The sequence below is a fragment of the Marisediminitalea oceani genome, from assembly GCF_003731635.1.
In the GTDB taxonomy this organism is placed as follows: Bacteria; Pseudomonadota; Gammaproteobacteria; order Enterobacterales; family Alteromonadaceae; genus Alteromonas; species Alteromonas oceani.
The window spans coordinates 102934-122845 of the sequence record NZ_RCUA01000007.1 but is presented as its reverse complement, the minus strand read 5'-3'; the positions used below and the strand labels follow the sequence as shown (position 1 = coordinate 122845).

At 51.6% G+C, this 19912-nt stretch carries 11 protein-coding genes; 7 read left to right on the top strand and 4 right to left on the bottom strand.

The annotated features are described in order from the left end of the window. Window positions 1-34: 34 nt before the first annotated feature. The 3 genes from D9T21_RS01930 to D9T21_RS01920 all read right to left on the bottom strand — a co-directional run bounded on the left by D9T21_RS01930 (window position 35) and on the right by D9T21_RS01920 (window position 6042). A complete protein-coding gene (locus tag D9T21_RS01930) occupies window positions 35-2881 on the bottom strand; it encodes a glycosyl hydrolase 115 family protein (RefSeq protein ID WP_123323477.1) in 2847 nt (948 codons plus the stop codon). 14 nt (window positions 2882-2895) lie between these two features. Beyond that, window positions 2896-4584, bottom strand: coding sequence for a glycoside hydrolase family 43 protein (locus D9T21_RS01925; protein ID WP_123323476.1), 1689 nt, complete (start codon window positions 4582-4584; stop codon window positions 2896-2898). Between the two features lie 255 nt (window positions 4585-4839). Then, the gene (locus D9T21_RS01920) at window positions 4840-6042 is read right to left on the bottom strand and encodes a XylR family transcriptional regulator (protein ID WP_123323475.1); all 1203 of its coding nucleotides are present in this window, start codon (window positions 6040-6042) and stop codon (window positions 4840-4842) included. Between the two features lie 232 nt (window positions 6043-6274). Between D9T21_RS01920 and xylB the strand changes: the two genes are divergently transcribed. From xylB to D9T21_RS01885, 7 genes are all read left to right on the top strand, one after another. Continuing rightward, window positions 6275-7732: a xylulokinase gene (gene xylB / locus D9T21_RS01915; protein ID WP_123323474.1), complete on the top strand. Its 1458-nt coding sequence runs from the start codon at window positions 6275-6277 to the stop codon at window positions 7730-7732. A 110-nt stretch (window positions 7733-7842) separates the two neighbouring features. Beyond that, the gene (gene xylA, locus D9T21_RS01910) at window positions 7843-9162 is read left to right on the top strand and encodes a xylose isomerase (protein WP_123323473.1); all 1320 of its coding nucleotides are present in this window, start codon (window positions 7843-7845) and stop codon (window positions 9160-9162) included. A 67-nt stretch (window positions 9163-9229) separates the two neighbouring features. Then, window positions 9230-11158, top strand: coding sequence for a sialate O-acetylesterase (locus D9T21_RS01905; RefSeq protein WP_123323472.1), 1929 nt, complete (start codon window positions 9230-9232; stop codon window positions 11156-11158). Between the two features lie 24 nt (window positions 11159-11182). Then, a complete protein-coding gene (locus D9T21_RS01900; RefSeq protein ID WP_123323471.1) occupies window positions 11183-12904 on the top strand; it encodes a glycoside hydrolase family 9 protein in 1722 nt (573 codons plus the stop codon). 321 nt (window positions 12905-13225) lie between these two features. After that, window positions 13226-16558, top strand: a complete 3333-nt coding sequence (locus tag D9T21_RS01895) for a TonB-dependent receptor (protein ID WP_123323470.1) — start codon at window positions 13226-13228, stop codon at window positions 16556-16558. Between the two features lie 67 nt (window positions 16559-16625). Then, window positions 16626-18131: a tryptophan halogenase family protein gene (locus D9T21_RS01890; protein ID WP_123323469.1), complete on the top strand. Its 1506-nt coding sequence runs from the start codon at window positions 16626-16628 to the stop codon at window positions 18129-18131. Then, complete coding sequence (locus D9T21_RS01885; RefSeq protein WP_164464547.1) at window positions 18124-18786, top strand: DUF6445 family protein; 663 nt, start codon at window positions 18124-18126, stop codon at window positions 18784-18786. Before D9T21_RS01890 ends, D9T21_RS01885 begins: the two co-directional genes overlap by 8 nt. Here the strand turns inward: D9T21_RS01885 and D9T21_RS01880 are convergent, their stop codons facing one another. Next, window positions 18787-19908, bottom strand: a complete 1122-nt coding sequence (locus D9T21_RS01880; RefSeq protein ID WP_123323467.1) for an endo-1,4-beta-xylanase — start codon at window positions 19906-19908, stop codon at window positions 18787-18789. Between the last annotated feature and the right edge of the window lie 4 nt (window positions 19909-19912).

The following is a 19912-nucleotide window of genomic DNA, read 5'->3' as shown; positions in this document are numbered from 1 at the left end:
GAACTTCAAGTACTCTGACCCCTTAATATTTATTTTAGGGTGCGCGTCTTTCCGGCGGTCCGAGATAGCTGGGCTTTAGATTACCGGTGTCCACAATTACCCGCTGCAATACGGCTCCTGGCGTTAAGGCTTTTACCGCCAGACGGTGACGACCAGCCTTAGTCACAGGCAATGTAGTAGTGAGTTCTTTCACGTTATCCATTACCCCCTGCGCCCAGGCTTGCTTGTCTTTTTGTGAAGGCAGCGCCAGTGTAGCCACATGTTCACCATCCAGGGTTAATGCCACCTTAATGCCCGTTGCCTCATCAAACGGCAAAGAAGGCGATAACTGCAGCGTTAGCGGAAACTCGCCGGTAGAGGTAAAGAATACCGGGAATTCCAGTGCCGGCGCCTGTTGGTGTGTCAGGCTGGAATACGGCGGCAATGCCGCACTCATCGCCTGGCCTGTGCGCCCGTGCACTGCGACCTTATGCCAACTGCCATTCGGGGTCGATTTCACCTTGGCCTCGCTGGCATTCATCGCCACGTAACCGTCTACTTCAATAAAGTCGCCGCTAACCGGCCTGGCAGTCAGTTCTGGTTTGTGCGCAGTAACTTTGATGTTCGCGCCGCCCCAGCCGGTACCTTTCACATTTATAGTGCCTTCGTGATGGCCAGCCTCTAACTGAGACCAGTCAATGGAAACTGGCACGGGCGTATCAGCCAGCAACTCACCGCCATTTTTGCCCAGAATGATCCAGGGCTGTGAGGCCTTTGCCGACCAGTTGAAAGCCTTGCCCTGCCGGTTGTACACGGTAAAGGTGCGAGTTGCTTCGCCATAGAGCGTAAATTCGGGCAGCGACAATCCGCCGGTGGCTGGCCAGTAAGCACGACTACCCTCAACAGAAACGCCCATATCAGCCACAGCAGGTTGTGCCAGCGCTTTGGTCTGAACTACCGGTGGGATATTGGCCGGCGGGTTATTCCAGTACACATAGCCAATGTGTGGCTGCGACATCATACGGTTCCATTTACCGCCCTTAATACTGTGATAAATCTCAGTAAGCTCGGCATCCCGTTCAAACCACGCGTTAACTGTGGCCGCCATGGCCGACGTAGAAGCGCGGTCCTGTTCGGCATACAGAGCATTCAGCGCCTGAGCCCGGTTTAACTCAAACATAGCCTGGGTAGCCCATACCGGATGCGCAACCAGCTGGAAGAAAGCATCCTGATAATCACTGTCGATGCGCTCATAAATGCTATTGGCTTTATCCGCCGCTTCGGCCAGTGTTTTGCTTATCCGGTCGGCTTCGTTGTAATTCAGTACGCTGTATGTTTCCGGGCTCAGTGCTTCGGGCTTACGTCGGCCGTTTTGGAGCGTATAAACTGTCAGTAATTCTGCAATGTCATTGGTAAACTGGCCATTAAACTGACTCGCCGCCCATTCCCGGGTAAACCGTTTGGCAGACTGCGCGTTAAACGCTTCCGGATCCCAGGCCTGCGCCAGGAAAAAACTGATAGGTAATTCCATCGGCTTTAAGTCGCCTACGTTGGTGATCCAGATTTTATCTGCACCATATTCCCAGGCGAGATTCATTTGCTCCCAAACCTTACCCAGCGGCACGGTATTGATCCACCGGTAAGACCGCGGGCCGCCCACATAATCGAAGTGATAATACACCCCGGCACCGCCGCTACGGCCGCGCTCAGCCTCGGTTGGCAGGCGTCGAATATTGCCGGCATTATCATCAGACCAAAGTAATGTCACATCATCCGGCACGCGCATACCGCGCTCATAAAAGCCCTGCACTTCTTTGTACAGCGCCCACACCTGAGGTACCTCAGTAAGTGGCTTATCCATTACATCCGCAAGAATTTCGCGTTGGTCGTGAACAATTCTCTCCAGCAGACCGATATTTTCACCTTCGCTCATGGGCGTATCAGCCTGCCCCCGCATTCCCAGGGTAAAAATACCCTCTTTATCTTTGTAACGTTTAGCGCCTTCAACCCAGAATTCGTAAAGCTTTTCAGGGTTAGTAGAATATTCCCAGGGGCCACTGCCATAGCGGTTCCACTCTTTGTCGGCGCGCATCATAGGCTCGTGGTGTGAAGTACTCATCACTATGCCCATATCGTTGGCCAGATACGTATTTTGCGGATCGTCATCGGCAAACGCATTGTTCCACATCGCCGGCCATAAAAAGTTAGACTTCAGCCGCAACAGCAGCTCAAAAACATGCTTATAAAACTTCGCGTTATAGCCACCGAACTGCTCGTGCACCATACCGGTAAGGGCCGGGGCTTCATCGTTAAGGAAGATCCCCCGGTATTTCACCTTGGGCGCATCGCTAATGTGGGTGTCGGCTTTAATAAAGAGCTTGTCATGGGTGACTACCGGCACATCGGCCCACCAATACCAGGGCGACACACCGATTTTTTCGCTCAGGTCATAGATGCCAAAAATCACGCCCCGGCGGTCATTTCCGCTAATCACCCAGGCCTGTTCAACGCCAGGGAGCGGGCTCGCCACCGTATCGAGCTGATAACCTTCCCACTGCCGGGCTTTTGCCTGTACGGTCAGTTGATTACTGCCAATCAGTTTATCCACCAGCGCAGCCTGGCCGCGCTCGCCAATAATGATCACATGGCCCGACAAACCTTCTGTGTTGCTGGTTAGGCGTGGTTTAAGACCGGTGACCCGGAGGATATCCTGCTGCAGCGATTCAGCCGCCATTCTGATCCCCGGATTGGCTTTCCTGTCTACCCAAATAGTCGCCGTTTTTTCTCTGGCGCTGTCGGCCACCACGAAATCGCCTGCCGCAAACTGATGGGCAACATACTCACTCGCCAGGGCAGGTGTACAGAGACACAGCAGTAAAATACTAACAAAGCGCTTTAACATGCCTTTATCTCTGATTATTTTCTGGCGTGCGGGCCAATAGTGGTGCCAACAAAGCCACCCGCTTTTTGTGTACTCAGCCAGGTAGCATCCTGCGGTTCGCCAACCGCCAGCCACTCACCTTTCTGTTCAACAGCAAATTCGATTAATGCTCCCTCGCCGTGCACTTTCACTTTTACAGGTTCACCTACTTCGGTTGTCAGCGCCCGGCGGGCAACGGTGGTTACCTTGCCGTCAACCACCTGTTCAACAAACGCCTCATAGTGACCTTGTTCACCACGTACCCCAAGAAAATAGTGGTAGGCGGCACTTTGAAAAGCCGCCAGACCGGCCTCTGCAGTTGAGGCTTTGGCTATGGTCACTTCGGTGCTGGCCGCAAACGATGCTGCAGCCTGGTGGGAACCCACATAACTAACCATCTCTTTGGTATACAGCGGGTTTTCCAGTGGCGACATGGCCAGTACACCATTTTCTATACTTACCCAATGGCGATCGAAATCCCTCGGCGTTTGCCATCGCACGCTGAGCTGGTTGCCGTTGAATTCATCTGACCAATCATAAAAGTCGGTCCCCTGCTGTTTGCTTAAACCGGCCGGACGCGGACTAGTAGGTGGGATAGGCGTTTTTGCCGGTAGTATATGCGGCCATTCGTTACGCCACTCCACGGGCAGTAAAAAAGTATCCCGACCGGTATTATACAGGAAGTTCTCATAAGGCCGGGTGCCCAGAAATACTGCCCACCACTCACCGGCGTCAGTCTGAATCATATCGGCGTGACCTGCAGTATCCACCGGATTGGGTCGCGGCCAGCTAAGATCCCGCTGGGTCAGAATCGGATTATTTTCATAAGGAATAAAAGGCTCATCCAGAGAACGTGTGCGGAATACCACCTGGGAGTGTTGTGGCCCGGTGCCACCCTCGGCACAGGATAAGTAATACCAGTCGTTCACTTTGTAGATATGCGGCGCTTCAATCCAGATCGGCTCCTGGCTGATATCTACACCGCCATTCACCAGCAGTTTACGGCTGTCGGGTAACACCTTCTGAGCGGCGGGATCGTACTCCCACATCCAGATTGCCCGGTGGCCGTTATACAAAGGTTCGCCAGGAGGGGCTTCATTATGAGTGATGTACACACGGCCATCGTCATCGAAGAAGATGTCCGGGTCGATACCACCGACTTCCTGTAACCAGATGGGTTCAGACCAGGGTCCAGCCGGATCGCTGGCAGTAATAATGAAGTTACCGCCATTGTCTATTGCGGTGGTAATGATATAAAACAGGCCATCATGGTAGCGAATGGTCGGCGCAAAAATGCCACGCGATATACGCGAACCGGAGAATTCCATTTGCGCTTCGCGATCCAGCGCATACCCCACGAGTTCCCAGTCGGTTAGATTCTTACTGCGCAGAATCGGCAAACCGGGGGTATAACTAAAAGAAGACGTAGTCAGGTAGTAGTCTTCTCCTTTTTTTGTAATCGACGGATCAGGATAGAAGCCAGGCAAAACCGGGTTGGCAAATTCGCCGGCGGGTGCCGTGGGGCGGTTATTCGGCGTAGCATACTTAAACCAGTCAAAGGTCACTTCTGCAGACATCGCCTCTGGCTTAGCCGCTGCCTGCTGTGCAGACCCTGAGGACCCAGGAGAATTACACCCGGTCATCAACAAACCTGTCAGTAACGATAGAATAACACGCTGCTTCATAAACATTCTCTGTGTACTAATGTGACTGGCATTTAACGTTAAAGCCAGCAAGGCTTCAACGCGTTGGCGTTATGAAAAATCTCAACCAGAATTGCGTTTTTTGTGAACCAAATGTAAATAAACAAAGTCTGGGCAGAGACCAGCCGAACTGGGCTAAGCCCCTGATAAAAATAGAGGTTCGCAGTGTGGGAAAGATCAGTAGTAAAACTTGCGGAAGCAGGTGATATTACTCAAACCTGCTTCCTGCTTTCACTTTCAGGAGGCCTTTAAAGACAGGTCCTGTTCTTCGCTATCGCGCCGGGCGTCACGATATTCCTTGGGCGTTTGATCAAAGTGCTTCTTGAATACCGCATACATATATTGCAGCGAAGGATAACCGCAGATCTTGGCAATCTGTGAGGTTGCTTCGTCAGAATTCTCCAGCATTTTACAGGCACGGCTTAGTTTTTCGTTGTGGATCTCATTGTGAATACTGTGGCCACGTTCTTCTTTAAATCGGTGTTCAAGGTTTGAACGGGAGACCCCTACGTAGTCGAGTACCTGATCCACCTTAATACCACGGCAGGCGTTCTGCCGGATATAATGCATGGCCTGCATTACGTGTGGATCGCTGATGGCTTTAAAGTCGGTAGACTGACGCTCAGCAACACATTCAGGCGGGATAAGCACAGGTTTACGTGGCTTATTATGGCCTTTAAGGATCCGGTGCAGGGTTTTAGCCGCCTGCACCCCCATTTCAAAACACCCCTGACGCACTGAGCTCAGGCTCACCCGGCTCAGATAACGGGCCAGTTCATCATCGTCTATACCAATTACCGACATCTTATCCGGTATAAGCATACCGATATGGTCACACACCTGCAGTAAGTGGCGAGCTCGCGAGTCGGTAACCGCAATAATCCCCACCGGTGTAGGCAAGCTTCTCAGCCAGTCGGCCAGACGCTTGGTTGTGTATTGCCAGGTTTCGGGTCGTACCGGGTGTCCACGGTAAACATGACACTCGTAACCCTGTGAACGGGTGATCTCTAATACCGCATTTTCACGTTCCTGAGCCCAGCGATGATGCTCATTCACCGGAGCACCATAAAAGGCAAAGCGCTGGATACCTTTTTGTCTGAGGTGCTCAAAGGCAGCCTGGATGAGGGCGTAGTTATCGGTTGCAACATAAGGCACATCGGGATAATCGGCCGGATTCTCGTAAGAGCCGCCTATGCCCACCACCGGTACATTGGCCTTATGCAGAGCAGCCTGAATTTCCGGGTTATCATAATCGGCGATAATGCCGTCACCACTCCATTCATCCAAATGGTCGAGTCGCGCCATAAAGTCTTCTTCCAGATACAGATCCCAGTCAACCTTTGAGGTTTGCAGGTAGTCACCTACACCCGCAATAATGCGTCGGTCATAAATTTTATTGGCATTAAATAAAAGCGTAATACTGTGTTTATTCTCAAACATGAACTGCTCCGTGCTAGCCGATTGTGCCCATAGTGATTATTGTTTTGCCCGAAAGCTGTATACCAATTAACCACTTTATTTAAATTAAATAACTTTTTTTTACGATATTTCTTGTTTCGGAGCATACTAATACACCTTGTTCGAATTAACAAAAAAGTAACAAATTTTCGTAATTGCGATTTAGTGATTTCGCAATCAGCATAAGCGCCTAATCTTTCCGGTGAGAGTAACTATGTATATTGGTATTGATCTTGGCACATCAGGTGTCAAAACCATTTTGACCGATGAAAGCGGTAAAGTGGTGGACTCAGCGTCTTCTTCATTAACGGTAGCCATACCGCAACCGCTGTGGTCTGAACAAAATCCAGAGGATTGGTGGACAGCAACCTGTGCAACACTGGATGAATTAAAGCAGCGTAACAACTTATCGGTTGTTAAGGCGCTGGGTCTGGCAGGGCAAATGCACGGCGCTACCCTACTGGATAAAGCGGGCCGGGTGTTACGCCCGGCGATATTATGGAATGACGGTCGCAGTGAAGAGCAGTGCCGAACGCTGGAAAGCACTGTAACAAAAGCACGGGTAATCACTGGTAACCTGGTGATGCCGGGATTTACTGCTCCCAAATTATTGTGGGTAAAAGAAAACGAGCCGGACATTTTTAAACAGGTGGATAAGGTCCTGCTACCGAAAGACTACCTGCGCTATAAACTCACCGGTGAGTTTGCGTCTGACATGTCAGATTCGGCCGGTACAAGCTGGCTGAACACCGGTGAGCGTAGCTGGAGCAAATCCATGCTGATGGCCTGTGGTTTAAGTGAGAAGCACATGCCAAAGCTCTATGAAGGTAACGAGATCACCGGTTACCTTACAGCTGAGACAGCCAAACGCTGGGGCATGAATGCTGTTCCGGTAGTGGCAGGCGCCGGCGATAATGCAGCAGGAGCAGTAGGCTGTGGCATTGTTGATGCCGGCCAGGCCATGCTGTCGCTCGGCACCTCCGGGGTTTATTTTGCGGTGACCAATGATTACCGCAGCGATCCGGAATCGGCGGTACACAGCTTTTGTCATGCCGTAGGACACCGCTGGCACCTGATGTCGGTAATGCTTAGCGCAGCCAGCTGCCTTGACTGGTTTGCCAAAAACTCTGGTTACAGCTCCGTTGCCGAATTGTTTGACGACGTGGTTAACAATACCCGGCCGGATGATCCGAATACGCCGTTCTTTTTGCCTTATTTAACCGGCGAACGCACACCACATAACAATCCCAACGCCAAAGCTGGCTTTTTTGGATTAACCGCTTCCACTACGCGGGCGCATATGGCCCAGGCTGTGGTGCAGGGCGTCTCTATGGCGTTGGCCGACGGTATCGACGCGGTGCACGGCTGTGGCATCCAGGTAGACGGGATTAGTCTGATTGGCGGCGGAGTTAAAAGCACTTACTGGCGTCAGTTGCTGGCCGATGTCAGCGGCATTGCCATGAATTATCGCAAAGGCGGTGATGTAGGGCCGGCTTTAGGTGCAGCCAGGCTGGCACAGCTGGGTGTTTCACCACAAACACCGGTTAGTGATATTTGCCCGGTACCAGAGCTGGTTGCCAGCTACGAGCCTGATTCTGCGCTTAAAAACTACTACGATCAGCGGCGCCAGCAGTTCCGCGAGCTATACTTTTCACTTCATTCACATTTTTAACAAAAAACACAAAAGTCGATGAAGTTTACATAATTGTCGAATACACGCCGATTGCACAGTATTAGCAATCATCAAAATAACGGGCCATTCGGCCCACTCAGGAGTTAACTATGGCGGATTTTTTCCAGGACATCAGCCCAATCCAGTACGAAGGTGCTGAGTCCACTAACCCACTGGCATTCAAACACTATAACCCCAAAGAAGTGGTGTTAGGCAAAACCATGGAAGAGCATTTACGCTTTGCTTCCTGTTACTGGCACAACTTCTGCTGGGATGGCGCCGATGTGTTTGGTGGCAATACCTTCGACCGTCCCTGGTTACAGCCAGGCGATGCTATGGAGCGGGCAAAACAAAAAGCGGATGTCGCCTTTGAGTTTTTCAGCAAACTCGGCGCACCGTACTACTGTTTTCACGACGTTGACGTAGCGCCAGAAGGTGACAGCGTTAACGACTATATTCGTAATTTCAGCGAAATGACGGAAGTACTGGCGGCCAAACAGGAAGCCACCGGCATGAAACTGTTATGGGGCACTGCTAACGTCTTCAGTCACCCGCGTTATATGTCAGGCGCAGCGACCAATCCGGATCCGGAGATCTTTGCCCGCGCAGCAACTCAGGTATTTCACGCCATGAACGCCACTAAAACCCTTGGCGGTGCTAACTATGTACTGTGGGGTGGCCGTGAGGGTTACGAAACGCTGCTCAATACCGACCTCAAGCGTGAGCGTGCTCAGCTTGGCCGCTTTATGAATATGGTAGTGGAGCATAAACACAAAATCGGTTTTGACGGTTTGCTGCTGATAGAGCCAAAACCTCAGGAACCAACTAAACACCAGTACGATTACGATACGGCAACCGTTTATGGCTTCCTGAAAGAATTCGGCCTGGAAAAAGAGTTCGCGGTCAATATCGAAGCCAACCACGCAACGTTATCCGGCCATTCCTTCCACCACGAAATTGCCACCGCATTTGCACTGGGTGTGTTCGGTTCGATTGATGCCAACCGCGGTGACGCACAGTTAGGCTGGGATACTGACCAGTTCCCTAACAGCGTGGAAGAAATGACACTGATCTGTTACGAAATTCTCAAAAACGGCGGTTACACCTCAGGTGGCTTTAACTTCGACACCAAGTTACGCCGTCAGAGTATTGATGCGGCAGATCTGTTCCACGGCCATATTGGTGGTATGGATACCTGTGCTCTGGGTCTGAAAAAAGCCGCAGCAATGCTTGAAAACGACTTTATTGCCGATGCGAAAGCCAAGCGTTACGCAGGCTGGAACGGCGAGCTGGGCGAGAAAATCCTCAACGGTGCTTTCTCTCTGGAGTCACTGGCCGGCTTAACCACTGAGCAGCAGCTTAACCCAAGACAGGTGTCAGGCAGTCAGGAACTGCTGGAAAACCAGGTTAACCAGGTTATCTTCCGCTAAGTCGTTATTTTTACTTAAAAAGTGCAGACAACCTCTGCACTTTTTTTGTTTCTGAAGGAGACATAATTTGATTCGGTTACTTTTGCTATGTACCTGTCTTATCGCGCAATGTGCAGGGGCTGCCACCACATTACACCGGCTTATTTCAGACAACGCGGTGTTACAACGCAATAAGCCTGTTCCGTTAACCGGCACCACAGACTCAAAAGCACCGGTTCAAATCTTCTTTAATGGCGAACTGCTGGGTGAAACCAGCGCAAGCAACGGCAAATGGCGCTTTGAGTTGCCAGCCCAACCCGCCGGTGGCCCCCATCAGCTTGTTATCAAAAGCAACGACACCCTCACCGTTAATAACCTGTACTTTGGTGATGTGTGGCTCACCTCCGGGCAGTCAAACATGGAGCTCACCATGGCCCGTGTTGAAGAGGCCTACCCGCTCGATGTAGCCGAAGCCGACTTTCCGCTTATTCGCGAGTTCACGGTGCCCGATATCTATCGTTTCGATGGCCAGAACAACGATTACAGCGGCGGTCAGTGGCGTAGTGCCACGCAGCAAAACATTCGCCATCTGTCAGCCGTAGCTTACTACTTTGCCCGCCAGATCCACCTTGATCAGAATGTGCCCATAGGCATTGTTAATGCGTCGCTGGGCGGCTCGCCGATTGAGGCCTGGATGCACAAAGACATTCTAGCCCCCTATCCGGATAAAATTGCCGCCGGTGAACGCTTTGCCGATCCGGCAGTCGACGAGCAAACCCGCAAAGAGGATAAAGCCCGTTCAGATGCCTGGTATGCAAAACTCCATCAGTCCGATAAAGGGTTACAGTCTGATCCCACCTGGTATGACCCGAGCCTCGACGACAGCGACTGGCAATCAATCACCCTGCCCGGCAATCTGCCAACTAACGGCGAAGGCTTTATTGGTGTTTGGTGGCTCAGAAAAACAATTCACCTGGACGAAGTTCCCGCGGAGCCTGTCACACTCCGATTAGGACGCATTGTTGACGCCGACACGGCGTATATCAACGGCCATGAAGTTGGCGGCACAGGTTATCAGTACCCTCCACGGCGCTACAATGTTACGCCGGACATGCTTAAAAAGGGCGATAATGTGATTGCTATTCGCATTACTTCCGGCGGCGGCTCCACCGGTTTTGTGCAGGATAAAGCTTACTTTTTAGGCACCGACAAGGCGCGTTACCCACTGGCTGGCGAATGGCACTATAAGGTTGCGGCCGAAATGCCCCGTCTGAAAGGTTCCACCTTTATCCGCTGGCAGCCAACGGGGCTCTACAACGCCATGATAGCGCCGGCGACCCGGTTTCCGATTAAAGGCGCCTTGTGGTATCAGGGCGAATCGAACAGCGGCGCACCCCATGACTACGCCGACAGGCTCACGGCTATGATTAATCACTGGCGTGGCCAGTGGCAACAGCCAGACATGCCTTTCATTATTGTTCAGCTAACCAATTTTATGGCTCGCCGGGCTCAGCCGGTTGAAAGTAACTGGGCAGTTCTGCGAGACCAGCAACGCCAGGTTGGAACGCTTGACAACACCGCTTCTGTGGTCACCCTTGATGTGGGAGAGTGGAACGACATCCATCCGGTCAATAAGGCTACTGTAGGAGAACGGCTTGCACTGGCTGCCCGTAATATCGCCTACGGCCAGGACATTGCTTATCAGGGCCCAGTACCGACTACAGCAGAGCGACAGAACGACAAAGTCATTGTGCACTTTAGCCATACCGGCGAGGGCCTGACTGAAGCATCCCCCTTAACGCAGAGCTTTGCTATTGCCGGCGCTGATAACCAGTACTACTGGGCTGACGTACGCATTAGCAACGACAAGGTGATTCTATCCAGCGCTAAGGTCAGTCAACCGGTTCACGTTCGTTATGGCTGGGCTGATAACCCCGAACCCGGTTTGTTCAGTAGTACCGGGCTTCCCGCAGCGGCTTTCAGTATGGCCGTCACCAGCGCAACCAATGCTGATTAATCTTTGTTTCAGGCCGGAGTAAATATGAGCACTAAACTAAATTCATTCAGCAAGCTGGCGATGTCTTTATCACTGGTTTTCGCAATAGGAGCCTGTACGGGCGTTAACAGCACAAGCAGCACTGCCAGCTCCGCAACCGCCGATAGCGGTTCGCAGCCCGTTGAATTCTATGCCAATCAGGTTGGCTTTTTGCCGCAGCAGCAAAAGCATATCGTAATAACAACTTCGCAAGCGCTTTCTTATCGGGTAACCAATACCGCCAGCGGTCAGGTAATTCTGGAAGGCACTACCAGTTCACCGAACTACTGGCCACTGGCAGATCAAACCGTGGCTATAGCAGACGTGAGCAGTATTGCTACTCCCGGCCTTTACCGGCTGTCTGTTGGCGACAACGACTACACCACGTTCAGGATTTCTGCCCAACGTGTAAGTGCCCTGCATGACGCTGCGATTAAAGCGTATTATTACAATCGTTCAGGCATGGCACTGGACCCGGCCTTTGCCGGTAAATGGCACCGCGAAGCCGGTCACCCGGACACCCAGGTAATAAACCTCAACCAGCCGCAGGTGAGCCTGGCAAGCCCCCAAGGCTGGTACGACGCTGGTGATTACAATAAATACATTGTTAATTCAGGCATATCGACCTATACCCTGATGCGGGCATACCTCGACTTCCCGGATTTTTATGCACAGCGGCGCTGGAATATCCCGGAGTCCACTAACAACCAGCCCGATTTACTCGATGAAGTCAGCTGGAACCTCGACTGGATGCTAACCATGCAGGACAGCGACGGCGGGGTTTTTCATAAGCTCACCACGTTAAATTTTGCCCCGGCAGTAATGCCGGCAGAGGCCACAGAGCAGCGTTATGTGGTGGCCAAGGGGACCGCCGCGACACTCAATTTTGCAGCGGTAATGGCAACAGCCGCCAGAGTGTATCCGCAACAGCAAAGCAATTTTCTGGCAGCAGCGAAAAAAGCCTGGCAGTGGGCACTGGAAAATCCACAAGTAGCCTATAAGAATGCAGAAATCGTAAAAACCGGGGAATACGGCGACTCATCGTTTAACGATGAATTTGCCTGGGCCGCCAGTGAGCTTTTTGTTACCACCGGCGAGCAGGACTATCTTATTGAGGCGCAGCGTTATCTGGGCTCCCCGTCCACTCCGGGCTGGTCTGATACTATGGGATTAGCTTATCTTTCATTACTCTCTGAACAAGGCCAAAACGCTCTTCCCGCCGAGCGCTACCAGGCGTTAAAGACGCGCTTTCTGGACTACGCTGACGCACTGGTAGAAACCAGTCAGGCATCACCATTCAGAACAGCCATGACTGCCAACGATTTTGTGTGGGGCAGTAACGGCGTTGCCATGAACCACGCTATGGTTTTAGCCAGCGCCTACCGGATGAGCAATAACCCCGACTACCGTCATACCTTCACCGGCCTTGTGGACTATGTACTGGGGAAAAATCCGGTGGACTACAGCTACGTCACCGGGTTTGGTGAAACATCGCCACGCTTTATCCACCATCGCCAATCCCATGCCGACGACATTGCCGAGCCGGTACCGGGCTTTTTAGTGGGCGGCGCCCAAAACGGCCAGCAGGATAACTGTCAGTACAGTGCTTCGTTGCCCGCAACTTCATACAAAGACAACTGGTGTAGCTACTCTACCAACGAAGTCACTATCAACTGGAATGCCCCATTGGTGTATTCGCTGGCAGCAATGCTCACCCTTACAAAATAAGTATGTTGGGGGATAACAAATGTTAATCCTTTGTTACTCCCACATCTTCATAAAATTTGCATTAGAATAGTACAAACAAAGTCGATAAATCCCATAAAATAAGACTATTAGATATTACCTTTACGGCTTTTTGTTAATTAGATGTTGCGATATATGGTTTTTAGATTGTGATATTTTAACATCCCATTGATAGTTATGCCGGCTTCAACGAGTATTCTCCCACCATAATTGGCTTTCAAAATAGCGGTCACCAGCCGGTCAGCTTCAAAGCCAAGTAAATGGGTAACAATAACTCCATTCTATCTCAGCGGAGAAGTACACATGGCTAGGATTCGGGCACACAAATCTAACCGATACGCTACAACCTTTAATAAATCCCTCGTCGCACTAACGATCCTTTCTGCCCTGCATGGCGCGAATGCCCAGGAGCAGGATGATCAGGAAAAAGCGGCATCGAACGAAGAAGAAGTCGTAGAAAAAATTGAAGTTAAGGGGATCCGCGGTAATCTCCTTAATGCACAGAACCTCAAACGTTATTCGGATACGGTAGTGGATGCCATTACCGCTGATGACATCGGCACCCTGCCAGATCGCAGTGTTCTTGAAGCCATTCAGCGGTTACCCGGTGTATCCATTGAACGCTTTGCAGGCCCCGATGACCCAGACCACTTTAGCGTTGAGGGCAGTGGCGCCATTATTCGTGGCATGACCCAGACACGAAGTGAATTTAACGGGCGTGACTCTTTCACGGCTAATAGTGGTCGGGGCCTTTCTTTTCAGGACGTTTCGCCTGAGTTAATGGGTGGCGTTGATATCTATAAGAATCAGACCGCCGACATGATTGAAGGCGGTATTGGTGGGACAGTAAGCCTGCGAACCCGCAAGCCATTTGACTCAGAAGAGCGGGTCATTGCTTTTGGTGGTGATTATTCTTACGGTGATGTAGCCGAAAAAGGCAGTCCTACTTTTTCCGGCCTTTACAGTGACCGTTATGACCTCGATGGTAACGGCGAACTTGGTTTTTTAGTCAACTATGCTAACTCTCAGCTGTACGGTGAATCACACGGTATTCAGTCAGACGCTTACGTACAGGTGTACGCTCGCGAACTCGCGGGTGCTGAAGCTTTTACCGGGAGCGATAATAACGGTACAGTGTGGATCCCAAACGCATCGAACCTGTTGAAAAAGTTTGATGATCGTAAACGGGAAGGTTTCGCCAGCACATTGCAGTGGGAAAATGAAGACGAAACACTGCTGGCCACTATGCAGTATATTCGTTCCGATGCGTCCCTTTCATGGCACGAACAGGCTGTAAAATATCAGGGCGGCTACTACGGTATAGATAACCGCCGCACACGTGCGCTGGAAGGCACCGAGTTTGAATTCGATGACAATGGCCTGTTTGGCTCCGGCACCATGGTGCAGGGTGTTGACGGCTGGCGCGCCGCCGACGGCAATAACGACCGGGTAATCCGCTCATGGGAAAGCGGCGGGCGCCCGCAATTTGGCTATCCTTACCAGTTTGATTCGCGTGTCAAACAGACCGATACCCTGGTTGAGGATCTGTCGTTTAACCTTGAGTGGATGGCCACTGATGCGCTGGAACTGGAAGCTGATGTACAGTACATCAAAGCCAAAACCCGCGACGACGATGTGGTGGTTCATACTGCCGCTTTTGCCGGTCAGGCTTATGACGTAACCGGCAGCACACCTACCATGACCCTGATCGAGCCCTACTTCGGTTACCGGGATGCAAACCCCGACGTTTATGCCGAAGGGAATTATCCAGGCTTCACCGGCGACCCGGCTGGCGACAGCAACTACTTCCAGGATCCTACGTCTTATTTTCTACGCAGTGCCATGGATCACTGGGAACGTTCAGAGGGTGACTCTTTCGCCACGCGTCTGGATGCAACTTATCACCTCGACAGTGACGGCATTTTCACTTCTGTTCAATCTGGCGTGCGCTACGCCAAACGGGAACAAACCGTGCGCTCAACCAGCTGGAACTGGGGGGCCTTGGCACCTGAATTTAGCAGTGCAGCACCGGCTGGCTGGCTTGATACCATTCCGGTGGATAGCAGTAATTTTGAACTGGTAGACTGGTCTGATTTCCACGGTGGCGGCATAGCTAATATTCCAGGCAATCAAACCATTCACGCTACCGAAGCTTACGTACGTTCAATTATTGCAGGTGCGCGTCCGTATATGTCGGCAGGTGGTTCTTGGGAGCCTTATCCTGATCGCGCCGGCGTCGATGACAAATACGGTATCTTTACGCCCGGCGAGGTCAACGTCACGACTGAAGAGAATAAGGCGGTTTATGTACGGGTTAATTTCGAGGGCACCGGTGAACTGCGCTACAGTGGTAACGTCGGTTTGCGTTATGTTCAACTTGACCGTGAAGCCATTGGCGCGATTACTTTCCCTGATTTAGTACCTGACTTCCCACCACCGGAAGACTTACAAGGTGCACCTTTAACGGCTGAAATCGTGACCAACTGGCTGAATGACCAGATCAGTGCCGGCAACTACGCCGATATCGAAGAGGCCCTCGAGGCCGAAGAGAACCGATGGATCGGCGAACAGCGTAACTATTTGTCTACTGCCGAACGGAACTTTGGTAATGATGCTGAAGAGCGACTCGCCGCAGAAACCGACTTCGATATGTTATTGCCCAGTTTCAATCTGAAGGTTGAAGTCGCCGATGACCTGGTCACGAGATTTGCTTTCTCCAAAGCGGTTGCGCTGCCGGATATGTCAGAAATCCGTAACCGGGCTACGCTCGGCACTGAGTCAATTCAGGCTGTTCGTCCCATTACTAATCCGGATCCGGAAAATCCGCCTGAACCAGGTTCAAATCTGATTCAGTCTGCCTATGTGCCGGCCTGGACAGGTTCTGGGGGTAACCCATACCTGAAACCAATGGAGTCTACCCAGTACGATTTAGCCCTGGAATGGTATTTCGCCGAAGTCGGCCAACTAAGTGTGACCTACTTCCACAAAGACCTGAAGAACTACTTTATTCAGGGTGCAGCCGTACAGGAATACACTAACCCAACCACCGGTCAGGTGCAGTCGGCGCTGGTAAATGCCACCACCAACGGCGGCAAAGGCAAAATGGACGGCGTAGAAATCGCCTATCAGCAATTCTACGACATGTTACCAGCGCCCTGGGACGGACTGGGTATACAGGCTACCTACACCTACATCGACGCTTCCGGCGTGCCAAATAATGAGGTCGACGTAGAAGATGAAAGCTGGCTGGGTGATGACTTTACCGATACCGGGATCCGGGTCAGCCTCGACAATGTGCCGCTGCAGGGCCAGTCCAAACATACTGCCAATCTGGTTGCCATGTACGAAAAGAATGGCTGGAGTGCGCGACTGGCTTATAACTGGCGCTCGCGTTATCTGCTGACCACCCGTGACGTTATCTCTAAAGCACCGCTTTTTTATAACGACATCGGTCAGTTAGACGGTTCCATTTTCTACAACTGGAATGAGAATGTGACGGTGGGCCTGCAAGGTACCAACCTGACAAACTCACAGTCTGAAACCATTATGGTGTTAAATAATGAAGGTCAGGAAGCCGGACGTTCATGGTTTAAATCAGACCGTCGTCTGGCATTTGTGATCCGAGCTAACTTTTAACAGCCACATTGCAACGTGAAGGATCAGGCCCTGGCTCAGGGCCTGATTTTTTGTTTCAGGGGTAAAAATGCAAACACCGTTAAAGAAAATCATTGTGCTGGGCGGCGGCTCAGCCGGCTGGATGACGGCCGCTGCACTGGGTAAAGTTTTAAGTAAACATCCCTGCGATATTCAGGTTATTGAATCAGAAGATATCGGTACCGTAGGCGTCGGCGAAGCTACAATCCCGCAAATCCAGTTGTTTAATGATTTAATCGGACTCGATGAAGATACCTTTCTCAAACGCACTCAGGGTACCTTTAAACTGGGGATCCAGTTTCAGAACTGGCGCAAACCGGGCCACAGCTATTACCACGCGTTTGGTGAAGTCGGCAAAAACATGGAAGGCGTACATTTTTATCAGTACTGGCTCAAAATGCGCCAGCAGGGTAAAGCGGCTCCCCTTGATGAATATACGTTGTCATCGCTGGCGTGTAATGAAAAACGTTTTATGCGCCCCTTTGAAGCGGGCAACTCGCCGCTATCGAACATCGCTTATGCTTTTCATTTCGATGCGGGCCTGTATGCGAAATTTCTGCGTGAGGTAGCCGAGAGCCATGGTGTGCAACGGACCGAAGGCAAAGTCACTGAAGTCCGTCAGCATCCGGACGGTGCCATCCGCTCATTGGTTCTGGAAAACGGCGCTGAGTATGACGCCGACTTCTTCATTGACTGCTCAGGCTTTCGCGCACTGCTCATCGAGCAGACCCTGAAAAGCGGTTACGAGGACTGGCGTCACTGGTTACCCTGCGACCGGGCGGTTACCGCTCCCTCGGCTCTCACCGAAACACCCTGGCCCTTTACCCGGGCTGCGGCGCAGCAGGCTGGCTGGCAATGGCGCATTCCCCTGCAGCACAGGGTGGGTAACGGCCATGTTTATTGCAGTGAATTTATGACCGACGAGGAAGCAGAAAAGGCCCTGCGATTGAACATTGAGGGCGATCTGCTGGCAGACCCGAGACAAATTCGATTTATCACCGGTAAACGAAATAAGTTCTGGCACAAGAACTGTCTGGCGGTAGGCTTATCCGGCGGTTTTATGGAACCACTGGAGTCTACCAGTCTGCATCTGGTACAGGTGGCTATTTCTAAGTTTTTCAGTAGCTTCCCGTCTCAAACGCCGTGCCAGAGCGATATTGATCAGTATAACGCCGAGATGGACTTTGAATTTACCCGCATCCGGGATTTTCTGATCCTCCACTATCATGTGACCGAACGTGAAGACACTGAATTCTGGCGCTACTGTAAGCATATGGCTATTCCTGACACCTTGCAGGAAAAAATAAACCAGTTTAAGGCCAACGGCCGTATCAGCCGTTTCAATAACGAGTTGTTTAATGACCTGAGCTGGTTTGAAGTGATGTACGGTCAGGGCCTGCGTCCCGAGGGATATCACGCGCTGGCAGACATTTTTCCGGAGGAGGAATTGGCCCGTCGCCTGGAAGGGATCCAAAGAGTGGTGAGAAAATCCGTGGATTACATGCCCGGCCACGCCGAGTTTATTGCTAAAACCTGTGCCGCAAGCCGTGACTAATGTGAGGATGCTGCCGGTACCTGGCAGTAGCTATCAGGTATTGGTGATAGACGATTTTATGCCTGCTCCGCAAAAATTAATCGATTACGCGGTTGCCCGGCAACAGCCTCCTAGTGAATCGCCGGTGTACCCGGGTCTGAGGGCGCCAGTACCGCCCGGCTATCTGAAATACGCCATAGCCGCCATAAACCGGGTATTTCAGCGCGAAAAGGTCACTGCAAGGGTGAGTGATGGTGAAGCCTACTTTGCCATGGTAACCCGTACTGCTAAAGAGTTAACGCTTGAGCAATCTATTCCCCACTGTGACCGACCGCTGCTCAACGAGTTCGCCATTGTTCATTACTTGTGTTCACCCGCGTTTGGCGGCACCAGTTTTTACCGATACAAACCTACCGCTCAGGTGGCGATAACCCGGCCAGGCCTTCACGCTTATCAACAGAACCTGGCGCAACACCTGCAAACCTATCCTGCTGAGCGCGGCTATATAAATGGTGATACGCCATTATTTGAACGGGTATTGCAGGTGCCCTGTGAATTTAACCGGGCGGTAATTTACCCCTGTGCGCTGCTTCACTCGGGGGATATTTCAAAACAGTTTAAAACGGACCTAAACCCGTACACCGCTCGCTTTACCGTTACCGCCTTTTTACGCTAGTTACTCCGGTGTAACCAGCTCGGCCACGGCCTGATATGCCGCTTTGGGCTTGCCCTCGCGGTCCAGCAACAACGGATAATCCGTACGCCCCCGGATAGGCCAGTTGTTACGCCAGGAATCACCGTCGGTACTGCCCCAAAGCGTGACACGACTGATGTGTCCGGCGTGTTGCAGAAAGAGACTGAACAAGTCTTTATATTTGTCGGCCAGCAATTGCTGCTGCTCCTCGGGTAGACCATCAACATAAGGGTCATAAACCGGGTGCGCGGTAAAGCTCTGGGTAATATCCGCGCCAGTATGGGCATTTTCCGGTAGCGGTAACACGGTAACGTCCAGCTCGGTAATGGCTACTTTAGTACCGGCGTTAATCAGCGCCGCAATGCTTTGCTCAACCTCATTAAGGGACGGGTAAAACAACGAATAATGGCCCTGCATGCCCACGGCATGTACTTTAATCCCTTTGCTGGCCAGTTGTTTAACCAGCCGAACCGCTCCCGCCACTTTTTGCGGCTTATACATATTGTAATCGTTGTAGTATAGCTCGGCAGAGGGATCGGCCTGCCTGGCATATTTAAAGGCGTATTCTATGTAGTCATCACCGATGATGCGTCGCCAGGGAGTATCGCGTAGCGAGCCATCTTCATTAAGCGCTTCGTTGACGACATCCCAACCGGTCACTCGCCCTTTATAGCGGCCCACTACAGTGAAGATATGCTCGCGCAGGCGGGCGAGTAATGCCTCCCGGCTAATCATATTGCCCGCGTCATCCTCAAATACCCATTCCGGTGTTTGCTGGTGCCACACCAGGGTATGGCCAATCACTTTGCCGTTACATTGCTCAGCAATGCGGATTAACTGATCGGCCATGACAAAGGAAAAAACACCCGGCTCGGGTTGAATATGTTGCCATTTCATCGCATTTTCAGCGGTAAAAGCATTAAATTCGCGACAAACTGGTGCGTCTTTAGACGGCAGCGTTGACCGCAGCTCGCTTGATTTTACCGCGGTGCCAATTAAAAAATGCCTGGTATACTTGTCGGCCAGACCGGCGGCCGCATTAGCGGCGCAGCCAGTGAGAAGACAAGGCAGAACTAAGGAGGCAGTCAGGCGGCTCAACATCATCAGG

What these genes read in the sequence shown, in the direction of transcription:
- D9T21_RS01930 (WP_123323477.1), bottom strand. Translation starts at nt 2,881, where the DNA reads ATGTTAAAGCGCTTTGTTAGTATTTTACTGCTGTGTCTCTGTACACCT.
- D9T21_RS01925 (WP_123323476.1), bottom strand. Translation starts at nt 4,584, where the DNA reads ATGAAGCAGCGTGTTATTCTATCGTTACTGACAGGTTTGTTGATGACC.
- D9T21_RS01920 (WP_123323475.1), bottom strand. Translation starts at nt 6,042, where the DNA reads ATGTTTGAGAATAAACACAGTATTACGCTTTTATTTAATGCCAATAAA.
- xylB (WP_123323474.1), top strand. Translation starts at nt 6,275, where the DNA reads ATGTATATTGGTATTGATCTTGGCACATCAGGTGTCAAAACCATTTTG.
- xylA (WP_123323473.1), top strand. Translation starts at nt 7,843, where the DNA reads ATGGCGGATTTTTTCCAGGACATCAGCCCAATCCAGTACGAAGGTGCT.
- D9T21_RS01900 (WP_123323471.1), top strand. Translation starts at nt 11,183, where the DNA reads ATGAGCACTAAACTAAATTCATTCAGCAAGCTGGCGATGTCTTTATCA.
- D9T21_RS01895 (WP_123323470.1), top strand. Translation starts at nt 13,226, where the DNA reads ATGGCTAGGATTCGGGCACACAAATCTAACCGATACGCTACAACCTTT.
- D9T21_RS01890 (WP_123323469.1), top strand. Translation starts at nt 16,626, where the DNA reads ATGCAAACACCGTTAAAGAAAATCATTGTGCTGGGCGGCGGCTCAGCC.
- D9T21_RS01880 (WP_123323467.1), bottom strand. Translation starts at nt 19,908, where the DNA reads ATGATGTTGAGCCGCCTGACTGCCTCCTTAGTTCTGCCTTGTCTTCTC.